Consider the following 14,411-nt stretch of genomic DNA (forward strand, 5'->3'; position numbering starts at 1 on the left):
TCCTCGGACGGCGCGCCACTGCCCCCGGCTGTGAGCCGGGGGCCGGAGCAAGGGATCAGGGCGCCGGCGCTCCGGTACGGCGGCGGCGCCCCGGTACGACGGCGGGGCCTCAGACGGCGGCTGCCGCCCGCTTGGCCCGTGACGCCCGGATTCCCTCGCGCCGGTCCGTGAAGGACTCCGCCTGCCTGTCGAGCTTCCGCAGGAAGTCCGCGAGCTCCTGCCGTGCGGCCTCACCCACCGGGCCGAGCCCTTCCTGTTCGAACACGCGGAGCTTGCGCACGATCGGCATCACCACGTTGTCGTGATGCAGTCTCAGGTCGTAGATGCCCGCGATGGCGATCTCCGCGGACTTGCGCCCGAAGTCCTTGATCGTCGACCCCGGCATCTCGAACCCGGTCACGACGTCGCAGACGGCCCGCATGGCCGTGTCGGGCGCCAGCTCGAACGCGGCCTCCACCAGATTGCGGTAGAAGACCATGTGCAGGTTCTCGTCCGCCGCGATCCGCGCCAGCAGCGCATCGCACACCGGATCGGTGCTCGCCACCCCCGTGTTGCGGTGCGAGATGCGGGTGGCGAGCTCCTGGAAGGCCGCATACGCGATGGCGTGCAGAGCGCTGTAGCCGTCGGGGCGCAGATAACCGCTGGACATGTGCGCCATCCGGGCCCGCTCCAGGGCCCGGGGGTCGACCGCCCTGGTGACCAGCAGGTAGTCACGCAGTGCGGTGCCGTGCCGGGCCTCCTCGGCGGTCCAGCGGTCGACCCAGTTGCCCCAGGCGCCGTCCTTCCCGAACTGGGCGACCGCGAAGTGATATCCGGGCAGGTTGTCCTCGGTCAGGAGGTTGACCACCAACGAGGTGCGGGCGACCTCGGGGAGTCCGGCCTCGTCGGGGGACCACGCCGCTCCGCCGAGCGGCCCCTCGAAGTTTCGGCCTTCGCTCCACGGTACGTATTCGTGGGGGAACCACTCCTTGGCCACGGAGAGATGGCGGTCGAGGTTGCGCTCCACCACCGGCTGGAGTTCGGCCAGCAGGGAGAACTCCGCATGGACGACGGAGGGGTCTGACGTGTCGACAGGCGGCATGGCACTCTCTTTTCCGCGTCGGAACTGCTCGTGTCGGGAAACTGCTCGTGTCGGGGCTTTCGACGTCGGGGATTCTCACGTCGGGTGAACGGGTGGGCGGGAGCGGGCCGGACCGTGGACGCGAAGAGCGGCACGGGGACGGCTCTCAGCCCTGCCGGGAGCGGATGGCCCCCGCCGCGACCGCGGCCGCCACGGACCCGATGGCGCAGGCGAGGAAGACCTGGAGGTACCCCTGGTCGTCCAGGACGTTGTGGCGTTCGAGGATCGCGGCCAGGGCGGCGATGCCCAGGGCCCCGCCGACCTGTCGGGTGGTCATCAGCAGGCCGGTGCCGGAGGCGAACCTCTGGGGCGCGAGCGACGCGGTGCCGGCGTTGGAGATCGCGGTGAGCGCCGCGCCGATCCCCACGCCGGCGACGATGCCGATGGGGAGCCAGAGGGCCGCGTACTGACGCTCGGTGCCCAGCAGCAGATACATCGCCGCGCAGGACGCGCCGAAGAGCACGGACCCACCGGCCGCCGCCGCCCACTGCGCCCGGGGACCGACCCGGCGGCCCACCACCAGGGCGCCGACCGCCGCGCTGAAGGCGCCCGGTGTGACGGCCAGGCCGGCCTTCAACTCCGAGTAGCCCCATACCGCGTTGAGGAACAGCAGGGTGGAAAGGAGGTATGAGTACATCGCCGCGCCGAAGAGCAACGAGGTCACGTTGGTCGCGGCGAAGCTCCGGTTGCGCCAGAGGTCCCACTCCACCGCGGGCGCGGTGTGACCGCGCGAGCGCAGCAGGGCGAGCACGACGAGCACGGCCCCGCCGATGATCAGCGCGAGGACCCGGACTCCGCCCCAGCCCCAGTCGGTGCCCTGGGTGACACCGAAGACGACCCCGCCGATGCCCAGGGCCAGTACCAGGGTCCCCAGCGGGTCGGGCAGCCGTCGGCCGCTCGGCGCGTCACCGGCCAGCCGGGTGGCGATCGCCACGATGCCCAGGCCGATGGGCAGGTTGATCAGGAAGACGCTGCGCCAGCCCCACACGTCCACCAGCAGACCGCCCAGGCTGGGGCCCACGGCGGCGGCCATGCTGCCGACCGCGCCCCAGACACCGACGGCGACCTGCCGACGCGCCGCGGGGGTGTGCTGGAGCACCAGGCCGAGCGCGGAGGGAATCATCCCGGCCGCGCCCACGCCCTGGAGCGCGCGGGCTCCGACCAGCATCGGCACGCCCGCTGCGAGCCCGCTCAGCACCGAGGCGAGGGTGAACAGCACCGTCGACCAGAGGAACAGCCGCTTGCGTCCGATGACGTCGGCGACCCGGCCCGAGACGGCGAGCAGCGCCGCGAAGACGACGGTGTACGCGGTGACGACCCAGGTCAGCTGGGACAGCGAGGCGTCGGGGAAGTCGACGCGCAGATCGGAGAAGGCGATGTTGACGACCGTGGTGTCGAGCACGGCGAGGAAGGTGGCCCCGGACGCCACGAACAGTGCCAGTCCGGCGGTGGCCGGTGCCCCGCCGGCCGGCCGCTGAGGATCGGGTGCACGGACCTCGTCCGGCGGCGGCTCGTGTCCGGGTCCGGCGGAGTCCTTCGGACCCGCCCCTGACGGAGGGGAGGAAGCGGTGGTCATGCGAGGGTTCCCTTCGTCGCCGGACCCCACTGCTCGTCGGAGATCCGCGGATATAGAAACTAAACGACCGTACGTGCATTTTAAAAGGGGGACCGGCCGTCCGCGGACGTCATGACACCCGCACCGCTCTTCCCAAGGGCTGTGGCCCACAGGGACTTTCGTTCGGGTCAGGCCGTCCTCGCGGGCTCTCGTGCCGCGCCTCGCGGCGTCGGATGCGGTGCGTCGCGAGGCGGAGAGGCGCGCCCACGTACTGGATGCATGTGGACGTTCCGGTAACGCCGCGAGGTGCCGCGGCTGTCGTAGCGTGCCCGCCCGGGACCAGTGCCGCTCCCGGCAAGCTGTGCCCCGTCGCGCCGCCCAGCACGCACGCTCCTTCGGGGCAAACATTGCCGGTCACGGCAATAGCGGGACAGCCCTCACGCCCGCGCGACGAACTCCACGGCCCGCTCGATGACTTCGGGTTCACCGAGCACCTTGCGGTGCCCGAGCCCCTTCGTGAGGAACAGCTCCGCCTGGTCTCCGTACGCGGCCTTCAGCGCGTGCGCCTGGGCCACCGGGACCATCTCGTCGTCCTCGTCGTGGATGATCCGCATCGGCACGGCGATCTCGCCGGGCCGGCGGGTGGCGTCGAACAGCTCCCAGGGGTTGTCGACCTCCGCGAACAGCAGGTGCTCGATCCGGTGGCGCAGATCCGCCCGCAGAGCGGGCCGGAGCCGCAGCATCCGCCCGAACTCGTCCGGGAAGTGCCCGAAGTCGTTCACCGCCGCCACCGTCACCAGGCGCCCCGCCGCCACGTCCCCGCGGAGCGCGAGGAAGGCGCTGGTGGCGCCCAGCGAGTGGGCGACGACCGAGTGGAAGGCTCCGTAGCGGGCGTGCAGCAGGCCGATGATCTCGCGGTACTCCAGGATCGTCGTCTCACGACCGCCCGAACTCCCGTGTCCGGGCGCGTCGAAGGAGACCGGGCTCAGTCCCAGCGCCTCCAGCCTGGGCACGAGTCCGGCGTAACGCGACGCCCGCGACTGCCAGCCGTGCAGCAGCAGGACCGGACGTTCGCCGGTGCCCCAGCGGTAGACCCGTACCCGCTTCCCGTTCACGGTCAGCAGCCCGGTCGTGGCCCGCTCGTGGACGGCGCGTTCCAGGGGCAGGATCTCGCCGCGCCGGAGCGGGGAACGGAACAGCCGGAATCCGGCGCGTCCCGCGAGTCCGGGCGCCACCCGCCCCACGGCGTTCAGCGCCGCGCCCGCCGGGCGCGCACCACGGCTCACGCGTCCCTCCCGCCCGGCTCGGCCGCGTACCGCAGCAGCGCGCGCTCCACCAGCTCGGCCGCCGCCCCGGTGTAGTCGTCCGGGCGCGTCAGCCGCTCCAGATCGTCCTCGTCGAACCGGCCGGCCGTATCCGGCTCCTTGGCGAGTACCGCGGCGAGGGACAGCCCCTCCGCGGCCGCCGTGGTGGCGGCCCGGCTCATGAGTTCCTTCGCGGCCGCCTTGCCGAGGACCGGCGCCAGTACGGCCGCCAGCCGCTCGGAGACGATCAGGCCGCCGGTCAGCTCCAGATTCGTCCGCATCCGCCCGGGTGACACCTCCAGCCCCGCCACCAGTTCGGCCGCGGTGTGCGCGGCCCCGCCGGCCAGGCGCAGACACTCGCGCAGCGGCTGCCACTCGGCGTGCCAGGCTCCCGCCGAACGCTCGTCCTCGGACAGCATCGCCTGTGTCACGACACCGGCGTACGCGGGCACCTGAAGGGCCGCCGAGCGGATCAGCGTGGCCAGCGCCGGATTACGCTTCTGCGGCATCGCCGACGAGACCCCCCGGCCCGCCGCGGCGGGTTCGGCGACCTCGGCGACCTCGGTGCGGGCCAGCGACTGCACATCGACGGCGATCTTGCCCAGCGCCCCGGTGACCAGGGCGAGTTCGCCGGCCAGGGCCGCGAAGGGCGTACGGTCCGTGTGCCACGGCAGGTCCGGTGCCGACAGGCCGGTCTCGGCGGCGAACCGCTCGGTCAGCCGCTCCGCGTAGCCCGCGGGCACCGACTCCCGCCGGGCCTCCCTGTGCAGCCGTTCGTATTCGACGTACCCGGCCAAGGTGCCCGCCGCGCCGCCGAGTTGGACGTAGAGGCCGGTGCTCCGCAGCCGCCGCAGCCGTGCGGTGGCGCGGCCGACGGCGGCCAGCCAGCCGGCCGCCTTGAGCCCGAACGTCGTCGGCACGGCGTGCAGCGCGAGCGTACGGCCCGCCATGGTCGTCCGCCGGTGCTCGTCGGCCAGGGCGCGCAGCGATCCGGCGGTCCGGTCCAGGTCCGCCACCAGGAGGTCCAGGCTGCGGGCCGCCACGAGCATCAGCGCGGTGTCGAGGATGTCCTGACTGGTCGAGCCGCGGTGCACGTGGTCGGCGGCCTCCGGGTCCTCCTCGGCCACCAGGGCGGTGAACGCCTGGACCAGGGCCACCACCGGATTGGCCGCGCCCCGGCCGAGCCGGGCGATCTCCCGCAGGTCCAGCCGGCCCGCGTCGGCCAGCTCGCCGATGGTCCGGGCGGCCGCCACGGGCACGTTGCCCAGGCCGGCCTGGGCGCGGACCAGGGCGGCCTCGGCGTCCAGCATCGCCTGGAGACAGGCCAGGTCGGAGGTGGCCGCCTCGACGGGCGTGCCGGCCCGTACCGGGCTCAGCAGTCCGGCGTCGATGACGTCCGGCGGGGTGGTGGGGGTGCTCACCGTGCCAGCTCTCCGATCATCTCGCTGTCCGGGCGCGCGTCCCGGGCCAGACCCAGTACGGCGTGGGCGATGGCGTCCGAGTCCTGCAGGGTCACGGAGTTCACCCCGGGGCGTATACCCGCGGCCGTGGCCCAGTGCACGGACTCGGTGGGGACGCCGAAGGCGAACCGGCGCGGGTGGGGGCGGCCCTCGGCGTCGATCAGGTGGAACGGCGCGGGGCTGACGGCGAGTCCGCCCGTCTCGTACACCCCGCCGTCCGGGTCGGTGACCTCGTACGGGCGGCACTGCCGGTCCGCGAGGAGCCGGCGCAGCAGCGGGTCGGCGGTCCTGCGCAGATCGATCTCCGGGAGCCGCGCCTCGATCAGGGTGGTGGCGGGAGTCAGGGAGCGGGACACGGAACGGGACTCGACGGTGAAGGTCCCCGCTCGGGCGTCCATGTCCGCCCGGACGCCGGGCCCCATGACCCGCAGGACGCCGGCCTCGATCAGGGCGATGGCCTCCTCGATGCGGCGGGCGGGCGGGCCGATGGACAGGAAGGCGTTCAGCGGTGTGTACCAGCCGTCCAGGTCCTGCCGGTGCGAACTCCCCGTCAGGCCGCCGTGGTCGATGAGCAGCCGCAGTTCGTTGCGCAGGTCGCGCAGGACGTCGAGCGCCGCCTTGAGGGGCCCGTCCACATTGCCGTCGTGCGCGGCCCTGAGGTCCGCGCGCAGATGCTCCAGCAGCCAGGACCGGTGCTCCCGCGGAGAGGAGAACGTCCGGCCCGCGTACGGACTGGCGACGCGGTTCCAGTCCCAGCGGTCCTGTTCGGCGACGCCGAACTCGTCCAGGATCGCCCGTTCCTCGTCGCCGCCCGCGGGCGCGGCGAGGTACCGGGCCCGCAGCGTCGCGGCCGCGCCGGCCCGCCCCGCGGCGGTGAGCAGTGTCGTGTAGTAGACCGTCTCGACCTCCTTGGAGACCAGCGGCCACAGTGTCCGGCGGAAGTCGATCCCGCCCCGGGACCGTTCCCGCAGTCCCCGGATGACGTCCTCGGTCAGCACGGCGGGCTCGTGGCGGCCGTGCGGTCCCTTCTGGTTCTCGCCGCGCGAGTGGAAGGGAAGTCCCCGGCGGGAGCCCGCGACGAGATGGGGTTCGCGCCCCGAGGGCACGTAGACGAGACCGTCCGTACCGCGGACGAACGTTCCGCCGCGGCCGAGCGTCAGCAGTGACATGTAGTCGAAGAAGTTGAGGCCGAGGCCGAGCAGGGCGACGGTCTCCCCCGGCCGCACCCCGGAGAGGTCGACGTCCGCGGGGTTGGCGGGGGGAACGTGCCCGAGCCCGTGGGTCCGGGCGAACTCGGCGAACGCGTCCTCCCGCCGGGAACGGCGTACGGGCAGATGCCCCTGGGCCAGGACCACGGCGTCCAGCCCGTCGATCACCGTGCCGTCCTCCAGCACCACGCGCTGCGGGGCACCGTCCGGGCCCTCGGCCCGGTCCGGGACGTCCTCCAGGGCGACCGCGCGGGCCGGGTGCACCACGGTGGTCAGCCGGTCCGGCGCGGTCTTCGTGACCCGCTGGAAGACCCATTCGAGGAAGTGGCCGTAGAACGCGCGGGACGGGTACGAGTCCGGGCCGAGCGTGCGTGCCTCGGCCAGTACCCGCTCGTCGGCGTGGCGGTCGTCGAGGGGGCCGATGAGGGTGAGGAACCGCGCCCACTCGTAGAGGCTCGGCCCGGGTGCGCGTACCCCCTCGACCTCGACGCTGTCGTCGGTGAACATCGTGACCTGGGAGGCCACCGTGTTCATCAGCAGATGTTCGGACTGGTCGGTGCGCCAGACCTGTCCGGCCCCCGGCGGGTACGGGTCGACCACGTGCACGGTGACCGTCAGGTCCCGCGACCCCGCCGCGGCGTTCGTACACAGCCGTTCCAGGACCGAGAGCCCCCGGGGTCCGGCACCGATGAGGCAGACGTCGAGCCGTCGGCTGGTCATAGTCAGTCTCTCCACTGAATCGGAAGTCGTTGTGGGGCCCGGGGGCGCCGGAGCGCCGGTGTCTCAGTCGGCGACGGCCGCACCGCTCAGCCGCAGTGCGGCCGGGCCCCGGGCCGGAATTCGGTCCCGCCCCCGCACCCCGCGGGCCAGGGCCGTGGTGAGGTCCGCGCGGCTGGCCCGCGGCCGTTCCGGGGCCCCGGAGCCGAGATCGCGCAGGGCGTCCACGACCAGGCCCAGATCGAGGGTGAGTTCCGCCAGTACGTCCGCGACGGCGGTGGCGTTCGAGCCGATGATGTCGGTCCACAGCTCGGCGTCGCCTGCCGCGATCCGGGTCACGTCGAGCAACCCCTGGCCCGCGAGGCGTAGTTGGGATTCATCGCCGTGCAGCAGCCGGGCGGCCACCAGACTGGCCACCACATGGGGCGCGTGCGAGATGAGGGCGACCGCCCCGTCGTGCTGGGAGTGCTCCATCACGACGGGTTCGGCGCCGCAGAGGCCGATCAGTTCCCGCACCCGTTCGACGGTCCGCTCACGGACCCCGGGGGCCGGGGTGAGCACCCACGGCCTGCCCTGGAACAGATCGCCCCGGGCCGCGAGCGGACCCGACTGCTCCCGGCCCGCCATGGGGTGGCCGCCCAGGTAACGGCTCAGGTCGCAGCCCAGCTCGGCGGCCCCGCGCAGCGGGAGCGCCTTGACGCTCGCCACGTCCGTGAAGTCCTCCGCGAGGCCCTTCGCCTGCTGGTCGCGCAGGGTCTCGGCGACCGCCTGCGGGGGCACCGCGAGGATGGCCAGGTCCACCGGCGTCCGCGGGGCGCCCACCACGCCGGCGCCCAGCTCCGCCGCGGTGCGTGCCGCCTCGGGGTCCCGGTCGATGAGGTAGGGGGTCACGCCCCGGCCCCGCAGGGCCAGGGCGATCGACGTACCGATCAGACCGGTACCGACCACTGCGGCACTGCGCATCAGCGACTGCTCCACAGCACCGGCAGATACTCGGGGTCGCTGTAGTCCGGGGTGCCCTCGGGGGTCCTGCGCACCACCACGTCGTGGTTGTACGCGACCGGTGCGCCGTCCGAGCGGCGGAACTCCCGGTAGCGGTTGTCCCCGTCCTGGAGGTGGAAGGAGATGGCCCGGCGCGGGCGGTCGCTGACGTTCGCGCCGCTGCCGTGGTAGGTGCGGCAGTGGTGGAAGTTGACGTGGCCCTTGGGGATGTGGACCGGGATCTTGCGGACCTCGACGCCGTTGTGGCGGGCGTTCTCCTCCAGCATGACCTCCAGTTCACTGCGGTCACGCTCGGCGAAGTGCAGGGAGGTCGCGTCGTTCTCGGCGGTCTCCTGCCAGCGGTGGCTGCCGTCGATCATGGTGATCGTGCCCATCTCCTCCCCGCAGTCGTGGAAGGGGATGAAGGCGGTCAGCATCCGTTCGGAGGTGGACGTGGACCAGTAGTGCCGGTCGAAGTGCCACGGCACGATGTTCGACGGCTCCCCGACCACCGGCGGCTTGTAGATCAGGGTGGACTGGAACACCCGGATCTCGTCGGCCTCGGCCAGCCGGGCCGCCACCGCGCCGAGCAGCGGCTTGCGCAGAATCCGGCCGATCGTGTCGTCCTCGTAGTGGATGTAGTCGTTGTGGCGCTGCACGTCACCGTGGCCGGGCTCCCAGTAGGCGAGCTTGGGCGGGCGCACCGGCAGCGTGCGGTCGCGGTGTCCGGCGTAGAAGCGTTCGCTGGCGGACTCCAGGAGATCGGTCTCCTCGTCCGTGAACAGCTTCTTCGACGTGTACCAGCCGTGCTCCGCGTAGAAGGCCACGTCTTCGTCGGTGGGGAGGAGTTCGCGCTCCTCGTCGGTCAGGGTGAACAAGGTCGATTCCTGGACGGTCACGGTATTCCTTCGTGCGAGTCGCGCGGATGTGGTGTGAACGTGAGGGGTGTCGCCGGTGCTCAGGCGGTGGTCTTCTCGCGGGCCACGGCCTCGTACAGGGCCTTGATGTTGCCGCTGCCGAAGGTCCGCGCCCCGTGCCGGTCGATGACCTCCCAGAAGAAGGTGTCGCGGACGTGCAGGGACCGGGTGAAGATCTGGAAGACCTGGCCCCAGTGGTCCTGGTCGACCAGGACATTGGTGCGCCGCAGGTCCTCGATCCGGAGGTCGGGCCGGCCCATGCGCCCCTCCAGCTCGTCGTAGTACGCGCCGGGCGTCTCCAGGAACCGGACGCCCCGGCTCTCCAGGGCGGGTACGGCGGCGACGATGTCGTCGGCGAGCAGGGCGAGATGCTGCACCCCCGCGCCGCCGTGACGGGCCAGGAAGTCGTCGATCTGGCCGGGCTTGCGGCCCGCCACCGGCTGGATGAGCGTGAAGGTGATCTTCCCGGAGGCGCTCTGCACCACCTGTGAGTCCATGGCCTGTTCGCCGACCTCGATGAACTCCTCGAAGATCACGGAGAAACCGAAGACCTTCTCGTAGAAGGCGATGGTCCCGGCCAGTTGGCCGGCCGGCAGGCAGACCGCCGCGTGGTCCACGGTGTGCACCAGGTGCTCGGTCCCGTCGGGGTCCTCGGCGAACATGTCCATCACGCCGGGCAGGAACTCGGCCCGGTCGGCGCCGCGCTGCACGAGCCGGTGTCCGACGTCACCGAAGCCGAGCACTCCCGCGGTGACGACCTCGCAGTCGCCCTTCCGGTGCGTCGTGGGCTCCTCGACGGGGGTCGCTCCCCGCTGCACGGCGAGCGCGAACGCCTGGGCCGCGTCCGGTACTTCGAAGGCGATGTTGGCCACGCCGTCACCGTGCTCGGCCACGTAGCGGGCCGCCGGGTGCTCGGCGGTCAGCGCCGAGGTGAGGACGAGGTCGATGCCGCCCTGGCGCAGCAGGAGCGAACGCCGGTCCGGGCAGCCGGTCTCGGGGCCGATCTGGCCGCACACCCTGAACCCGAACGCGGTGCAGAGGAAGAACGCCGACTGCTGGGCGTCGCCGACGTAGAACTCGATGTGGTCCACAGCTCCGATGTTCACGCGTGTTGCCCTTTCTCTCCGCGCTTGGCGCGGGTGGTCGCCGCACCGAGCAGCAGGCTGACGTTGTGGCCGCCGAATGCGAAGGAGTTGGAGATCGCGGCCTCGACGCGCTGCCGCCGGGCCGCGCCCCGCACATGGTCCAGATCGCAGGCCGGGTCGACGTCGTCGAGGTTGTGGGTGGGCGGAAGCGCGCCCTGGGAAATGGCGAGGGCGCAGATGGCCGCCTCCACCGCGCCCGATCCGCCGAGCAGGTGGCCGGTCATGGACTTCGTACTGCTGACGGCGGGCGAGCGGTCGCCGAACACCGCGTGGACGGCCTTCGTCTCCGCGACGTCGCCCAGCTTCGTCGACGTGCCGTGCGCGTTGATGTACCCGATGTCGTCGGGGACCAGACCGGCCGTGGCGAGCGCGCCGCGCATGCTGAGCGCGGCCCCCTCGCCGTCGGGGCGGGGCGCGGTGGGCCGGTAGGCGTCGGTGGTGGCCCCCCAGCCGAGCAGGTCGGCGTAGCCCGCCGCGCCGCGGGCGTCGGCGTGCCCGACCCGTTCGACGACGAGCACTCCCGCGCCCTCGGCCAGGACGAAGCCGTTACGGCGCCGGTCGAAGGGGCGGCTGGCCGCCTCCGGGTCCTCCCAGTCGTGCGCCAGGGCCCTGGCGTGTGCGAACGCCAGCGCGGACGTGGGGTTGAGCGGGGCCTCGGCGCCGCCGCAGACCACCACGTCGGCCTCGCCGTAGCGGATGAGCCGGACGGCCTCGGCCACCGCGTGCGCGCCGGCGGCGCAGGCGGTGGCGGTCGCCGAACTCCAGCCGCGTATGCCGTGCTTGATGGCGATCCGGGCCGCCGCCATGTTCGGCAGCATGCCGGGGAGCAGGTAGGGGCTGACGGCGGTGGGGCCACGTTCGGCGCGTGCCCGGGTCTGCTCCTCGTACGTGGTCAGACCTCCCGCGCCACTGGAGACGATGACCGCGACCCGGTGCGGGTCGACGTCACGGCCGACCACGAGCCCGGCGTCGGCGAGGGCGTCGTCCGCCGCGGCGATGGCCATCAGCGCGAAGCGGTCGACGAGCCGGCCCTCGCTGCGGGGCAGCACCTCGGAAGCCTCGATGTCCGGTGCGATGCCGGCGACGTCCAGGGTGCCGTCGAGCAGGTGTCCCGTCCGCGGTGTGCGCAGTCCGGACTTGCCGTGGCACAGGGCGTCGAAGGTGTCCGCCGCGCCGCGTCCCAGGGGGGTGAAGGTACCGAGCCCGGTGATGACGGCGCTCGCTCCCGCGGTCGGGGCGCTCATGCCATCACCGCCTGCTGCGCGGCGGCCCCTGTCCCCAGCAGCTCACCGTCGAGGAAGCGCCGGCGCAGCAGGATCTTGCGCACCTTGCCGGTCGCTCCCAGCGGGATGACGTCGGGGTCGACGACGACGACCCGTTCGACGGTGCGGGCCACGTGCGGCTCAAGTGCGGCGAGCACTTCGGCGGTACGGTCCGCGTCCTGGTCCGCCCGCGGGTCGAGGAACAGCAGCACGGTGGTGGCGACCCGGTCCTCCGTCCGCACCGCGACGACGGTGCACTCCAGCACATCGGCGCAGTCCGCGAGGACGCGCTCCTCGCACAGCATGGTGTAGAGCCTCTGGCCGTCGTCGAGTTCCAGCGCGTCCACCATGCGGTCGACGTGGTAGTAGTACCCGTCCTCGTCGCGGAAGACGAGGTCCCCGGTGAGGAAGTAGCCGTCCCTGCGGGTGCGGTAGGTGGTCACCGAGTCGTTCCAGTAACCGGGGGACAGCGTGGGCGCGTTGATGCCGAGCTGTCCGACCTTCCCGGCGGGGAGCTTCTCCCCGTCGTCGTCGAGCACGGCGACGTCGGAGAAGGCGTGCGGCTTGCCGATGCACCGCCCGTAGCGGTCGGTCGCGGAGGTGTGGGTGATGAAGAACTGGGAGTGGCCCATCTCCGTCGAGCCGAGGCCGTCCACGAAGAACGAACCGGGTACCAGCGCGCGGCCGTTGGCCGTGACGGTCTCCCGGGTGCCCTTGGCGATGAGCTTGCGGATGTGGGCCTCGTGGGCGCAGTCCCCGGTGTTCCACCAGGTGCGTACGGACTCCAGGTCGCGCGCCGACAGGTCCTCGCTCGCCAGCTCCGACCAGGTGGTGGCGAATCCGAGCACGCTCTGGGGCCGCCAGGACTCGATCGCTTCGAGGACCGGGCCGCCGGCCTGCTGGGACAGCAGGGCCAGCTGGCCGCGGCCGACCAGCGCCAGGTTGACGGCGATGACGGTGGCCGCGTGGGCCGACGGGAGGGCCCCCAGCATGCGGTCGGCGCCCTGTCCCTTGGGCAGGGTCAGCCGGTGGCGGATGGCCGCGAAGAGGCTGTGGTGCGTGTGGGTCACGGCCTTGGGCAGGCCGGTGGTGCCGGAGGAGTGGGTGATGACCACGGGCTCGTTCCCGTGGTGCCGGTAGGGCCGGGGGGCGGCGGCGGGGTCGCCCTTGCCGAGGTCGGCCGGGTCGGCGAGGAGCGGTGTCCCGGTGTCGTGCCCGGACAGCACGGACCGGTGGCCGGCGTCGGCGATGACGCCGACCGCGCGCAGCCGCCTGATGTACTCGGCGGCCTGCTCCCCCGCGAGCCTGCCGTTGACGAGGGCGGGGATCGCGCCGAGCCGGGCCAGCGCGAGGTAGCTGAGCACCTGGTCGGCGGCGTCCGTCACGAAGACCGCGACCGGGTCCCGGGGGGCGACTCCCAGGTCGTGCAGCGCGGCGGCCCGCGCCGCCACCCGGTCGCCCAGCTCACGCAGTGTCAGCGCCTGCCAGGCCGGGATGGAGTCCACCTCGGTGTCGAAGGTGAGGGTCGGCGCGTCAAGGCCGGTGTTCCGTGCGAGGAGCGTGGTCAGCACATTGCCGACGCCCAGCCCCTGATCGGCCGCGAGTTCCGCGCGGTCGTTCTTGGGATTCATTCCCCGATGTCCCACTCTCTGGATCGGACTCGTTGCGTACGCGACTGTGCCGGCGGCTGGCCGGACGCGACCGGCCGGCCTCCGCCGATCCCCTCCCCGCCCGCTGCCCGGAGGCACACGGGCGGGGAGGGTTCGCCGGAAGCACGGGGCCGGTCCCGGACCTACTTGACCGCGGCGGAGGCCGCTGCGCGGTCCACGATCTCCTTGACCAGGCCGGAGACGGTCAGCAGCGCGACGGTCTCCATCTCGTCCTCCTCGAACTTCACCCCGTAGGTGTCCTCGACCTGGATGGCGATCTCGGCCACGGAGAGCGATTCCAGGTCGAGTCCGGCCGGTCCGAGCGGGGTGTCGCCGGTGACGTCCGACACGTCGTAGTTCATGTTCTGGAGGGCCTCGATGATGAACTTCTCAACTTCGGTGGACATTTGATTGACTCCCTGTTCATGGACGGACGCCCGGGATCTGCCCCGGACAATGTGACGGTGTTGTGGTGCGGTACGGACGGGGACGAGCGGCGCCGGGCGCGCACCCTGCTGGTGCGGGCCGCGGCCGAGTTGCTCGATGTCCCGGCGGCCGAGGTCTGGTTGGAGCATGAGCCCGGCGGCCGCCCGTTTCTCGGCGGGGCCGGCACGGCGCTGCGGGTCAGCGTCGCCCACGCGCGCGGGGCCCTGGCTGTCGCCCTGACCACCGCGTTCCCGGTCGGTGTCGATGTGGAGGTCGTGCGTCGGCTGCGCGCCGACGCGATGGCACGCGCCTGGCTCGACCCGGTCGAGGCCGACTGGGTGGCGGCGCTGCCGGAAGCGGATCGGTCAGCGGCGTTCCTCTGGCTCTGGACGCAGAAGGAGGCGGTGGGCAAGGCGCTCGGACAGGGACTGCGCGGCGGCGGGATGAGCCGTTCGATGCCCCTCCCGGAGCACTGGCCCCCGGTCGCCGGGGAACCCGCCGTGCCGCGCCCGCTGCCCGGGGCGCCGGACCTCGCGTCGGCGGCGGTCGGCGTCGGCGGAGGCCGGCACATCATCGGTGTCGCTCTGCACGGTACGGACGGTGCCGTACCGTCCCGGGCCGGTGTCCGGGTGTGTGTGCGTGAGGTCTCCCCCGCCCCGTAAGGCCG

At 72.6% G+C, this 14,411-nt stretch carries 12 protein-coding genes; 1 reads left to right on the forward strand and 11 read right to left on the reverse strand.

The window, feature by feature from the left end; all coding sequences use genetic code 11:
• Window positions 1-109 precede the first annotated feature (109 nt).
• The 11 genes from PZB75_RS02220 to PZB75_RS02270 all read right to left on the reverse strand — a co-directional run bounded on the left by PZB75_RS02220 (window position 110) and on the right by PZB75_RS02270 (window position 13,725).
• Window positions 110-1,081, reverse strand: coding sequence for an acyl-ACP desaturase (locus PZB75_RS02220; RefSeq protein ID WP_275533586.1), 972 nt, complete (start codon window positions 1,079-1,081; stop codon window positions 110-112).
• Between the two features lie 145 nt (window positions 1,082-1,226).
• A complete protein-coding gene (locus tag PZB75_RS02225; RefSeq protein ID WP_275533587.1) occupies window positions 1,227-2,696 on the reverse strand; it encodes a DHA2 family efflux MFS transporter permease subunit in 1,470 nt (489 codons plus the stop codon).
• A 416-nt stretch (window positions 2,697-3,112) separates the two neighbouring features.
• Complete coding sequence (locus PZB75_RS02230) at window positions 3,113-3,961, reverse strand: alpha/beta hydrolase (RefSeq protein ID WP_275533588.1); 849 nt, start codon at window positions 3,959-3,961, stop codon at window positions 3,113-3,115.
• Window positions 3,958-5,400, reverse strand: a complete 1,443-nt coding sequence (locus PZB75_RS02235; RefSeq protein WP_275533589.1) for an adenylosuccinate lyase family protein — start codon at window positions 5,398-5,400, stop codon at window positions 3,958-3,960. The genes PZB75_RS02230 and PZB75_RS02235 overlap by 4 nt, the downstream gene beginning before the upstream one ends.
• Entirely contained in the window at window positions 5,397-7,367 is a 1,971-nt protein-coding gene (locus PZB75_RS02240; protein ID WP_275533590.1) for an FAD/NAD(P)-binding protein, read from the reverse strand. The genes PZB75_RS02235 and PZB75_RS02240 overlap by 4 nt, the downstream gene beginning before the upstream one ends.
• A gap of 63 nt (window positions 7,368-7,430) precedes the next feature.
• Window positions 7,431-8,327, reverse strand: a complete 897-nt coding sequence (locus tag PZB75_RS02245; RefSeq protein WP_275533591.1) for a prephenate dehydrogenase — start codon at window positions 8,325-8,327, stop codon at window positions 7,431-7,433.
• Window positions 8,327-9,244: a phytanoyl-CoA dioxygenase family protein gene (locus PZB75_RS02250; RefSeq protein WP_275533592.1), complete on the reverse strand. Its 918-nt coding sequence runs from the start codon at window positions 9,242-9,244 to the stop codon at window positions 8,327-8,329. Before PZB75_RS02250 ends, PZB75_RS02245 begins: the two co-directional genes overlap by 1 nt.
• 59 nt (window positions 9,245-9,303) lie before the next feature.
• A complete protein-coding gene (gene hppD, locus PZB75_RS02255) occupies window positions 9,304-10,368 on the reverse strand; it encodes a 4-hydroxyphenylpyruvate dioxygenase (RefSeq protein WP_275533593.1) in 1,065 nt (354 codons plus the stop codon).
• Window positions 10,365-11,651 (reverse strand): beta-ketoacyl-[acyl-carrier-protein] synthase family protein, encoded by a 1,287-nt coding sequence (locus tag PZB75_RS02260; protein WP_275533594.1) that lies wholly within the window; start codon window positions 11,649-11,651, stop codon window positions 10,365-10,367. Before PZB75_RS02260 ends, hppD begins: the two co-directional genes overlap by 4 nt.
• Window positions 11,648-13,300 carry a class I adenylate-forming enzyme family protein gene (locus tag PZB75_RS02265; RefSeq protein WP_275533595.1) on the reverse strand — a complete coding sequence of 551 codons (1,653 nt, stop codon included), beginning with the start codon at window positions 13,298-13,300 and terminating at the stop codon, window positions 11,648-11,650. Before PZB75_RS02265 ends, PZB75_RS02260 begins: the two co-directional genes overlap by 4 nt.
• A gap of 161 nt (window positions 13,301-13,461) precedes the next feature.
• Window positions 13,462-13,725, reverse strand: a complete 264-nt coding sequence (locus PZB75_RS02270) for a phosphopantetheine-binding protein (protein ID WP_275533596.1) — start codon at window positions 13,723-13,725, stop codon at window positions 13,462-13,464.
• Here PZB75_RS02270 and PZB75_RS02275 point away from each other — a divergent pair, their 5' ends adjacent.
• On the forward strand, window positions 13,726-14,406 hold the full coding sequence (locus tag PZB75_RS02275) for a 4'-phosphopantetheinyl transferase superfamily protein (protein WP_275533597.1): 681 nt from the start codon (window positions 13,726-13,728) through the stop codon (window positions 14,404-14,406). It abuts the gene before it with no gap.
• Window positions 14,407-14,411 lie beyond the last annotated feature (5 nt).

It is taken from the genome of Streptomyces sp. AM 4-1-1 (assembly GCF_029167625.1).
Lineage (GTDB): Bacteria > Actinomycetota > Actinomycetes > Streptomycetales > Streptomycetaceae > Streptomyces.

Excerpts from the sequence above, each read along its gene's own strand:
- PZB75_RS02265 (WP_275533595.1), bottom strand. The coding sequence starts at position 13,300 with ATGAATCCCAAGAACGACCGCGCGGAACTCGCGGCCGATCAGGGGCTG.
- PZB75_RS02270 (WP_275533596.1), bottom strand. The coding sequence starts at position 13,725 with ATGTCCACCGAAGTTGAGAAGTTCATCATCGAGGCCCTCCAGAACATG.
- PZB75_RS02240 (WP_275533590.1), bottom strand. The coding sequence starts at position 7,367 with ATGACCAGCCGACGGCTCGACGTCTGCCTCATCGGTGCCGGACCCCGG.
- PZB75_RS02260 (WP_275533594.1), bottom strand. The coding sequence starts at position 11,651 with ATGAGCGCCCCGACCGCGGGAGCGAGCGCCGTCATCACCGGGCTCGGT.
- PZB75_RS02245 (WP_275533591.1), bottom strand. The coding sequence starts at position 8,327 with ATGCGCAGTGCCGCAGTGGTCGGTACCGGTCTGATCGGTACGTCGATC.
- PZB75_RS02225 (WP_275533587.1), bottom strand. The coding sequence starts at position 2,696 with ATGACCACCGCTTCCTCCCCTCCGTCAGGGGCGGGTCCGAAGGACTCC.
- PZB75_RS02220 (WP_275533586.1), bottom strand. The coding sequence starts at position 1,081 with ATGCCGCCTGTCGACACGTCAGACCCCTCCGTCGTCCATGCGGAGTTC.